General features: G+C 64.7%; 8 protein-coding genes. 4 read left to right on the top strand and 4 right to left on the bottom strand.

What is annotated here, in order from left to right; genetic code table 11:
* Positions 1 to 186: 186 nt before the first annotated feature.
* Positions 187 to 846 (bottom strand): TetR family transcriptional regulator, encoded by a 660-nt coding sequence (locus LH128_RS21775; RefSeq protein ID WP_327195238.1) that lies wholly within the window; start codon positions 844 to 846, stop codon positions 187 to 189.
* Between the two features lie 222 nt (positions 847 to 1,068).
* On the opposite strand from LH128_RS21775, the gene LH128_RS21770 reads away from it, so the two are divergent.
* Positions 1,069 to 1,455, top strand: coding sequence for a hypothetical protein (locus LH128_RS21770; RefSeq protein WP_008831849.1), 387 nt, complete (start codon positions 1,069 to 1,071; stop codon positions 1,453 to 1,455).
* Positions 1,456 to 1,648: 193 nt separating this feature from the next.
* On the opposite strand, the gene LH128_RS21765 is transcribed toward LH128_RS21770, so the two are convergent.
* The 3 genes from LH128_RS21765 to LH128_RS21755 are packed head-to-tail and all read right to left on the bottom strand — an operon-like array spanning position 1,649 to position 4,961.
* The gene (locus LH128_RS21765; RefSeq protein ID WP_008831848.1) at positions 1,649 to 2,902 is read right to left on the bottom strand and encodes an amidohydrolase family protein; all 1,254 of its coding nucleotides are present in this window, start codon (positions 2,900 to 2,902) and stop codon (positions 1,649 to 1,651) included.
* The gene (locus tag LH128_RS21760) at positions 2,899 to 4,344 is read right to left on the bottom strand and encodes an amidohydrolase family protein (protein ID WP_008831847.1); all 1,446 of its coding nucleotides are present in this window, start codon (positions 4,342 to 4,344) and stop codon (positions 2,899 to 2,901) included. Before LH128_RS21760 ends, LH128_RS21765 begins: the two co-directional genes overlap by 4 nt.
* A complete protein-coding gene (locus LH128_RS21755) occupies positions 4,341 to 4,961 on the bottom strand; it encodes an FMN-binding negative transcriptional regulator (RefSeq protein WP_008831846.1) in 621 nt (206 codons plus the stop codon). Before LH128_RS21755 ends, LH128_RS21760 begins: the two co-directional genes overlap by 4 nt.
* Positions 4,962 to 5,129: 168 nt before the next feature.
* Here LH128_RS21755 and pdxR point away from each other — a divergent pair, with 168 nt between their 5' ends.
* The 3 genes from pdxR to LH128_RS21740 all read left to right on the top strand — a co-directional run bounded on the left by pdxR (position 5,130) and on the right by LH128_RS21740 (position 8,884).
* Positions 5,130 to 6,602 (top strand): MocR-like pyridoxine biosynthesis transcription factor PdxR, encoded by a 1,473-nt coding sequence (gene pdxR / locus LH128_RS21750; protein WP_008831845.1) that lies wholly within the window; start codon positions 5,130 to 5,132, stop codon positions 6,600 to 6,602.
* Positions 6,603 to 6,699: 97 nt separating this feature from the next.
* Positions 6,700 to 7,200, top strand: coding sequence for a hypothetical protein (locus LH128_RS21745; RefSeq protein ID WP_008831844.1), 501 nt, complete (start codon positions 6,700 to 6,702; stop codon positions 7,198 to 7,200).
* Between the two features lie 22 nt (positions 7,201 to 7,222).
* Entirely contained in the window at positions 7,223 to 8,884 is a 1,662-nt protein-coding gene (locus LH128_RS21740; RefSeq protein WP_008831843.1) for an amidohydrolase, read from the top strand.
* Positions 8,885 to 9,269 lie beyond the last annotated feature (385 nt).

The following is a 9,269-nucleotide window of genomic DNA, read 5'->3' as shown; positions in this document are numbered from 1 at the left end:
CGCCGGTGATCGGGTCGCCGCGAAGATTGTCGGCGTTGCGCCCATCAATCATCAGCGCGTCGATGTCTTGCCTTCCCATCTCTGCTCCTTTCGGGACCTCTTGCCGGGTCCGTCTCGTCACGGAGCAGGATAACAAAACTGGTCGATCGACCTGCCTGACAAAACAGACAGGGCCCGACACGGTCGTCAGGTGCCCTTCAGACTCTCCAGTCCGCTGGCGAAGAAACGCAGCGCCGGGGCCGCCATGTCCTCCAGCCGCGCAACCGAATGGTGGCCCGCGCTAATGTCGTCGAGGAAGCCGGGGTCCTGCACCATGAAGATCAGCGCCGCCTCGATCAGATAGACGCCCGCCAGAAGTTCGCGTTCGGCGATGGCGGGCCGGTATTCGCGCAGCCGGTCGATCAGGATCTGCGACACCACGCTCAGCTTGGCGAGGATCGGGCGCAGTTCAGGCAAGCGGTACGAACTCATCAGGTGCGAGGTCATGACCATGTAATTGCGCAAGGGGTCGTCGAGGCGCGAGGCCGCCTGCAGGAACGGCAGGATGAAAGCGGTCACGATCTCCTCCAGCCCGAACTTCCCGCCCGCCTCGGCACGCGCGAAGCTGGCGGCGATGGTGCCGCGCAACAGGTCGAGCTTGCGCTCCAGCACGGCATCGAGGATCAGGTGCTTGTTGCCGAAGTGGTAATGGACCAGCCCCATCCTCACGTCCGCTGCCCTGGCGATGTCGCGCAGCGAAGTGCCGATATAGCCGCTTTGCGCGAACAGCACCTCGGACGCATCAAGGATACGGTTTCGTGTCGCCTCCCCCTTGGTCGAGGTCGAATAGCGGCCGGAGGTGCCCATTTCCGTCATGCAACCGCCATTGCTCTAATTTGTCAAACCGACAACCCGTTTCACATGCCGGATGCGTCCCAGTGTCAGGCGCGAGGATACGATACTGCCGTTGCTTCCGGCAGTGCAGGTGGAATGCAGCGCGCCGCATCGCCGGCGCATTACGATTACGCGATCCGCACGGGCCTTTGGGCGGCGACCTCAAGCTGGCGAGCATGGAAACGCTTCGATTAGGTGCCGGGCCGCAAGCCGAACGATACCGTCATTACCCCTGCCCTCCCCAGACTTCCGAGGCCGCCAGCACGGCGAGGCGGCCCCCCGCCTGCAGCAGCACATCCTCGTTTTCTTTGGGGGAAGGCAGAAAACGGCGATCGAAGCGATGGCGTCTATACCCCCGAATCCTTCGCCGCCTTCAATTCAGGTGGGGGTTTCGGCGGCATTCCTGCGCTGACCTTCTGCAGCGCCTATCTGAACGGCAACGTGAACGGCGCCAGCCCGGGCTGCGTGCGCGGCAACGACGGCGGCAACCCCGGCGACGCCGATCCCTACACGTCCAACGGCCATCACGTGCACCCCATCAACAACAAGTCGATCGGCGGCATGGCCCGGATATACCAATGACCTCGTGGGCTTCGGCTGGCTCCTCAATCTCTACGGCGCTCCACGAACCTATGGCGTTTCGGTGAGCTTCAAATTCTGAAACCTTGCTGTCAAAAAGTCGAGCCGTCGGAACCGCCTGCCGTTCTGGCGGCTCGTGCCATTGCCGTTCAAGACCTGCCAACGCACCGGCAATGGCGAACAAGAAAGCAGTGAATCACGGCACGGCGGGCGCATAGCGGCGCTCCAATTCGCTCTGCCGCGTGGTGAGGCTGGCGCGCTTGCCTTCGATGATGACAACGGCGGCACCGGTGGAAGGCTCCAGCGGATCCCCGTCCCAGACGACGATGTCGGCCGCGCTGCCCGGCGCAAGCGTAGTGGCACGGCCGCCCCAGATCGCCGCCGGATTGACAGTGATCGCCCGCAGCGCGTCGATCCGGCTAAGTCCGGCGGCGACTGCAAGCCCCGCGCCTTCGCGCAGCGCCAGCCCTGCATTATAGCTCAGTTCTACCGCTCCGCCGACCAGTCCGAACGCCACCTTTACTCCTGCGCGGGTCAGGATCGCGGCATTCTCCTGCCGCGCGCCGATCTGGTCGAAAGTGCTGGGCAGGTTCGCTTCAGGATCCAGCACCACCGGAATATGTGCCTTGGCGAGCAGGTCCGCTGCGCGCCACGCCTCCGCGCCCCCCACGATCACCACTTTGATTCGATAGTCTCCGGCAAGCCTGACCGCCTGACGCACATCGCTTTCGCGGTGCGTGACTATCGCCAGCCGCATGGCACCCTGAAGCACCGGACGAAGCGCCAGCCGATCCTGACGCTTGAGCGCGAATTCGTCGCCAGAGGGCAAAGTGGCGAGCTTCGCTTCGTCAAGGGCGGCGCGCAACAACCCCCATTGCGCTGCCCGTGAACCGGCCTGCCTATCCCACGCGCCGCCACCGATCACCGCGAACATTGCTGCGCGTGCCTTGCCGAGAATGTCGGCCCCCGGACGCAGCCGCGCAATCGCGGCCATGCCGGAGAAAGGCGCAATACCCGACGGCCCCGGGAAGCTGAGCGCGCTGGTGACACCATCCGCGCGCGCCAACCCGACCAGCGTTGAATTGCCGTTGAGCGCATAAGACACGTCGAACGACGGACCTGTCCCGGCATCCTTTGCCGCAGAATAATCGCGCGTGTCACTTGCGGCGGAGACCTCGACCAAGCCAAGCTGGGTCGCACCATTGATCAGACCGGGCGTTACCGGCTTGCCGCCTGCATCGATCACCTGCGCCCCCGCTGGTACACCGCCTGCGACCGTCACCGAGACGATCCTGTCACCATCGATGAGCACCGTCGCGTCATTCAGCGGGGTGTCGCCGGTCATCGTCCAGGCCTCCGCATGGACGATGGCGATCTCCTGCGCGGCCACCGGCACGGCCCCCAAAACGGCGAACGGTACGGCGGCCAGCGAAAGAAGGCCCCGCTTCATGGACGCACCGCCGCGCGGCCGAGTTCGAAATCGGAGTCTGGCTCCTCGGATGGCGCGCTGCGATCGGAGACGACCGCTCCATCCATGAGCACGAGATCGGCCTTGGTATAGATGCTGAATGGGTTGCCGGACCAAAGCACGACATCGGCATTGAAGCCCGGTGCAAGCGTGCCGATCCGATCGGAGAGACCCAGCACGCGCGCAGGATTGCTTGTGATCCAGCGTATCATCCGTTCAGGCGGCACCGCGATGCCCATCTGCCTGCCCGCCCCGGCCGCCTTGGCCGCCTCCATCGCCAGCCGCTGGCCCGAAGCCGGGGAATCGGAGTGCATCGTCACGCATACCCCCGCCTTGTCGAGCATCGACGCGCTTGCCCGCAGCGAATCCAGCGTCTCCATCTTGAACCCCCACCAATCACCGAACACCGCCGCGCACACGTCGTTCTCGCGCAGCAGTTCCGGGATCTTGTAAGCCTCGCCTGCGTGATGAAACGCAACGAGATGAATGTTGAACTCGCGCATGACCGAAAGCATCGTGGCCATGTCGTCGGCGCGGTAGCAATGCATGTTGAGCCTCAGGTCGCCGGCCAGCACGCCGGCCAACGCTTCGCGCTTCAGATCCTGGCCCCGCCCTGGTGGCGGCCCGCGTCGCTTGGCGGGCTTGCCGTCGAAATCCCTCCAGTCATGAAGGACCTTCTGGGCATCCATGAAGGTTTTTCTGACATAGGCGACCACGCCTTGCCGGCTCGTCGGCCCGCGATGGCTTTCCGCCCCCTCGGACTTGGGGTTCTCGCCGCAGGCCATCTTGAAACCCTGTGGTGCCCCGGGAAACTTCATCGCAGCGACCGTGGTGACGTGGACCGGCTTGACGGTGATCGCGCGGCCGCTGAAAATCGGGCTCGAGCCCGGCAGCACCTGGATCGTCGTCACGCCGGCTTGCAGCGCGCGTGAAAAGGCTACGTCCTGCGGGTTGATCGCAGTCTCGATCCAGGTGTCCGCGACGTTGACGTCGCTGGCCTCGGCAACGTCGCCCGCCTGGCGATCGATGGTGGTGAGGGGCAGTACATAAGTGCCGTCATGGCTGTGTACGTCGATAACGCCCGGCGTGACCCAGCGGCCCTGCGCGTCGATCTCCCGCACGCCGCCCGGGTTGGCCAGGCGCTGCCCGACGGCGGCGATCTTGCCGTCCCGTACCAGAACATCGCCATCGTCAAGACGGCCGCCTGCACCGTCGAGCACGGTGGCGTGGCGGAACAGCACATCCGAGCGTGGTCCGGGCTTGTAGGTGCTGGGAAATGGATCGCGCAGCCAGGGATCGATCTCGCCGACTTTGTTGAAAGGCCCGGCCTGTTCATGATGAGCATGGTCTCTGGCCGCGATCGGCGCCGCACAAAGACTGGCGCTGGCGGCAGCAACAGCCATGATGCGCAATCGACGGATCATATCCGCTCCTCGTTGAACCGGCGCATCCAGCGGACGAGAACCGGATCGGGATGACGAGCGACGATCGAGCGAAGCGTCTCGGGCCTTTCGTCCTGGCCCAGCTTGAATTTGCCTGCAACGCGGGTCACCTGCGCCCTGAAGCCAACGATCGCTTCGAGCATCCCGGTGTAACGGGGACCGAGCATCGTCCTTCCCCAACCCGTACCATCATCCATCCTCGCGGCGAGCAGATCGAGCGCCTCTTCGGTTCTGTCAGGCTCGAAGGTCACCTCTGCCTCAATCCGCAGCTGGGCAAAATTCCAAGTCGGCGCCCAGTTGTCGAGACCGGCCTGGGCCGGCGAAACATATCCGTCCGGCCCATTGAACAGGACCAGCGCACGCGGAGCTGACGAAAGAGCCGCGTAAAGCGGATTGCGCCGAGCCATGTGTCCAACGAGGTGAGTCAGCCTGCCCTCGGGATCATACTCGCCAAGCAAGGGAAGCAGGCTCGCATGGTCCGCGCCGCCGGCTGCCGCGCACACCCAGGCGAGAGGGAATTCTGCAATCAAATCGCGAACATCGCCTCCGTCGAAGCGCTCGAAGAGTTCGCTCACCCCAGCCCCGCTTTCGCCTGCCACATCACGTCCTCCTGGCCTTACGGTATCTGTTTTCCCTGCGGGCCGGACAGCTGCAAGCACCAAGAGCTAAAATTTCGCTGGGCCAAGGGTATCGGCGATTGTCCTGGAACTGCAACACCCATACGCTGGCCTCGATTTTATCTCTTCCTGCACCAGGAGCCGGGTCCAATGCTGCCTCCATGGAAAATGAGCTTGAGCGAGCGGATCGTGCACTCTTCGCGCGGTACGCCCGTCTACATGCAGATCATCCAGGCACTCATCCGCGACATCGAGAGCGGCAGGCTGGCATCCGGCACATTTCTTCCCAGCAGCCGAGAACTTGCGGACGTGCTGAACGTCAATCGCAAGACCGTGGTGCTCGCCTATGAGGACCTGATCGCGCAAGGCTGGCTCGCCTCGGCGGGCACCCGCGGCACCAAGGTGTCGACTTCGCTGCCCGAACCAACCGGGAAAGCCGCGCGCCCGGACGTCGCCGAGCATATGGACGGCGGCGCCGAGTATCGGTTCGCAAGGCCGCCGATACGCGCTCTGGCGCTGCCGGGCGGCAAAGGATTGAAGATCGACGAGGGCTCTCCGGATGGCCGACTGTTCCCGCCGGAACTCCTGGTGCGGGCCTATCGGGTCGCGGCCCAGCGGGCATCGCGGGCCAATCATCTTCAATATAGCGATCCCCGCGGCTCGGAAGGTCTGCGCGAAAGCATTGCAGCGATGCTGAAGAGCCAGCGCGGCCTGCCGGTCACTGCCCGCAACATCTGCATTACGCGTGGCAGTCAGAACGGGATCTTCCTTGCGGCGCAGGTCCTCATCACGCCGGGCGATGCAGTTCTCGTGGAAGCCCTGACCTATGAACCGGCCGTCGCCGCCTTCAGGGCATGCGGCGCTCGCATCATCAGCATCGGGCTGGACGAAGGCGGAATAGATGTCGAGGCGGTCGAGCGGGCCTGCCGCCAGGAACGTGTGCGCGCCGCCTTCGTGACGCCGCACCATCAGTTCCCCACCACCGTCGCCTTGCGCCCGGAACGACGCCTGCGCCTGCTCGAACTGGCCCGCCAGTTCGGTTTTGCCGTCGTCGAGGATGACTATGACCACGAATTCCACTTCGAATCGCAGCCGCTCCTGCCGATGGCCGGCTATGCTCCGAACCGCGTGATCTACGTCGGCTCGCTGTCCAAGCTCCTGCTCCCGGCCCTGCGCATCGGATACATCGCCGCGCCCGAAGAAGTCATCGACGCGATCGCTCACCGTGTTTCGCTGGTGGACGGCATGGGTAATATCCTCACGGAAGATGCCGCGACACAGCTCATTGAGAACGGCGAACTGCGCCGTCACAGCCGCAAGGTGCGCCAGATATATGCAGCGCGCCGCATGAGATTCGCCGCGATGCTGGACGCGACGCTCGGCGGATTGGTCGATTACGCGGTTCCCGATGGCGGCCTCGCTTTCTGGCTCCGGTTCCGCGATCGCGCCGACCTCGACCGCGTGGAGCGGCGCGGCGCGGAATTCGGCCTGCGCTTCGCCCTGTCAGAATCCTTCATGACGAACGAAGACGCTCCGCGCGGGCTGCGCATCGGCTTTGCCAGCTTGACCGAACACGAAGCACGCCAGGCCCTTTCTACGCTCGCCGCCGCAGCCGCGAGGTAAGTGGACCAGTCATATTGGCGAAACTGGATGTTCTCGCGCAGCCAAAGGCGGGGAACTAATAACCGGAATTCTTTCGCACAAAACGGGGATACCCTTGATGAAGACCTTGAAGTTCCTGTTGGCAGGCGCCGCGACGGTCCTTGCCTCTGCTGCATTCGCGCAAGGGGCGGCACCCGCTGCATCGGCGTCCGGCACCGCGAACGCAGCGGCGCCCTGGCCGGAAGCGTGGTTCGAAATCTTCAAGCTCGCGCCCGGCAAGCAGGAAGAATTCATACGCCGCATCGACCGCGCCGACCAGGTCGCTGCCACGGCCGGCCTTCCCCCGATCCAGATCTTCGTCCACGAGGATGGCGCCGACTGGGATGTGCTGCTGTTCAAGCCGGTGACCGGCTTCAAGCCCACGACCGCACAGGAAGCCGCAATGGCCGCCAAGCGCAAGGAACTGCATATGGAGAGCGGCCCGGCCTATTTCCTCGGTATCCGCGAGACCATCGCTTCCCATACCGACAGCAAGGCCTACGGCCCGCTCAGCGCGGCGCAGTGGCTCGACAAACTCGACAAGTGGCGGGCCGAAAACCCTCAGCCAGCCCAAAAGTAACGATCGCGGGGGAAACGAAGAGATGATCGACAGGCGACGCTTCATCGGGGGCTCCGGCTGCGCGTTGGCCATTGGCGCGCTTCCCACCCTCGCGGCCGAGGCGGAACTGGACGCGGCCTATGTCAACGCCCGTGTCTGGACCGGCCGCAGCCCCTCGGAACACAGCGATGCGCTCGGCGTGATCGGCACCGATATCGTTGCAATCGGCGACGCGGCGGTGCGAGCGCGTAGCGGCAGGCGGACCCGGATGATCGACCTGCAAGGCGCGTTCGTCGTGCCGGGTATGGTCGATTGCCACACGCATTTCGCCCGCGCCTCGCTGATGCTGTCGCGCCCGTCGCTGCGCGATGCAGACACACCGGCAGAATTCGTCCGACGGATCGGCGCGGCTGCGGCTGCCTTGCCCAAAGGCCAATGGCTCGAAGGCGGGAACTGGGACGCCGACCGCTGGGGAGGAGAAATGCCGACACGGCAATGGATCGATGCCGTCACCCCCGACATTCCGGTAGCCGTGATCCGCTACGATCTGCACATGCTGCTGCTCAACTCGCTGGCGCTGAAGCTGGCAGGCATCGATCGCAACACGCCCGACGTGCCGGGCGGCGTAATCCTGCGGGATGCACGGGGCGAGCCGACGGGCGTGCTCAAGGACGCGGCACGGGACCTTGCCACGCGCGCAATTCCCAGGCCCAGCGAAGCACAGGTCGAGGCCGCGATCCGCAGAGGCATCACGCTCGGCCTCAGCAAGGGTGTCACCCAGGTACATAACACCGATGTCGATTGGGAGACCCACGACGCGCTCCGCCGCATGCGCCCGCGCGGCGAGACCGACATCCGCTTTTATTCCTATACGCCAATCGCCGACTGGGAGCGCGCGGTCGCGCTGGTCAAGGCCGAGGGGCGCGGCGACGACTGGGTTCGCTGGGGGGCATGCAAGGCAGTCTACGACGGATCGCTCGGTTCACGCACCGCGCTGTTCTACGAACCCTATCTGGACGATCCCTCCACGCATGGCATCGCTGTCACCAGGCGGTCCGACTTGCGCGAATGGATCGGCGAAGCCGACAAGGCAGGGCTTCAGGTTTCCGCACATGCCATTGGCGACGAGGCGAATGACGAAGTGCTCGACGTCATGGCCGAAGTCGCTGACGCCAACGGCATGCGCGACCGTCGTTTCCGGATCGAGCACGCGCAATCGCTCAGCAAGGCGGCGATCCCCCGTTTCGCCAAGCAGAACGTGATCGCTTCGGTCCAGCCTTACCACGCGATCGACGACGGCCGGTGGGCGATCCGGCGCATCGGCGAGGAACGCCTTACCCGAACTTACGCCTTTCATTCGCTCGTCGCCTCGGGCGCGCATGTCTGCCTGGGCTCGGATTGGCCGGTGGCCCCGCTCGATCCCATCATCGGCATCCAGGCGGCGGTGCTGCGCGAAACGCTCGACGGGAAGAACCCCGGCGGATGGCACCCGGAGCAGAGGATCTCGCTGGCTCAGGCCCTGGCAGGCTATACCCGCGAGGCAGCCTATGCCGGATTCATGGATAAGCGGATGGGCATCATCGCCCCGGGCCGTCTCGCCGATTTCGTCGTACTCGACCGCGACCTGTTCGCCATCGATCCGGAGACGATTGCGCAAACCGGCGTGCTGCGCACCGTCGTCGGCGGAAAACAGCGCTTCGGCTGAGCGGCGCTGCCGCACACCGGCATTTCAGCCCGCCGGGCGATGTTTCCCGAGGTGGGCAGATCACGCATCGACGGCGGGAGTTTTCCGAATGCGGCCAGCATCACCTGGTCCCCTGCCTCAGGACAAACTGGATGTTTTCGGCTCCAGGCCGCAGTCAGATGGAATGCTGGACCGTGCGGCTCGGCGCGGGCGCAGGAAGGAACCTTTGCAGCGGACGGGAAAATCCGTCGCGGCAGATCGAGTCAACTCATTTTGGGGTACGAACCATGCGCATTTCCATCATTCGGGGATCCAGCGCCGCGGCGCTCGCGGCGACATTCGCAATCGCCTCACCCGCCTTCGCCCAGCATGCTCCCCGCGATGCCGAGAGCGAGGAGAGCCGCAA

This window comes from Sphingomonas sp. LH128, from assembly GCF_000293195.2.
Taxonomy (GTDB): Bacteria; Pseudomonadota; Alphaproteobacteria; order Sphingomonadales; family Sphingomonadaceae; genus Novosphingobium; species Novosphingobium resinovorum_A.
The sequence above is the reverse complement of the archived record's forward strand: the minus strand, read 5'-3'. Positions and strand labels throughout refer to the sequence as shown.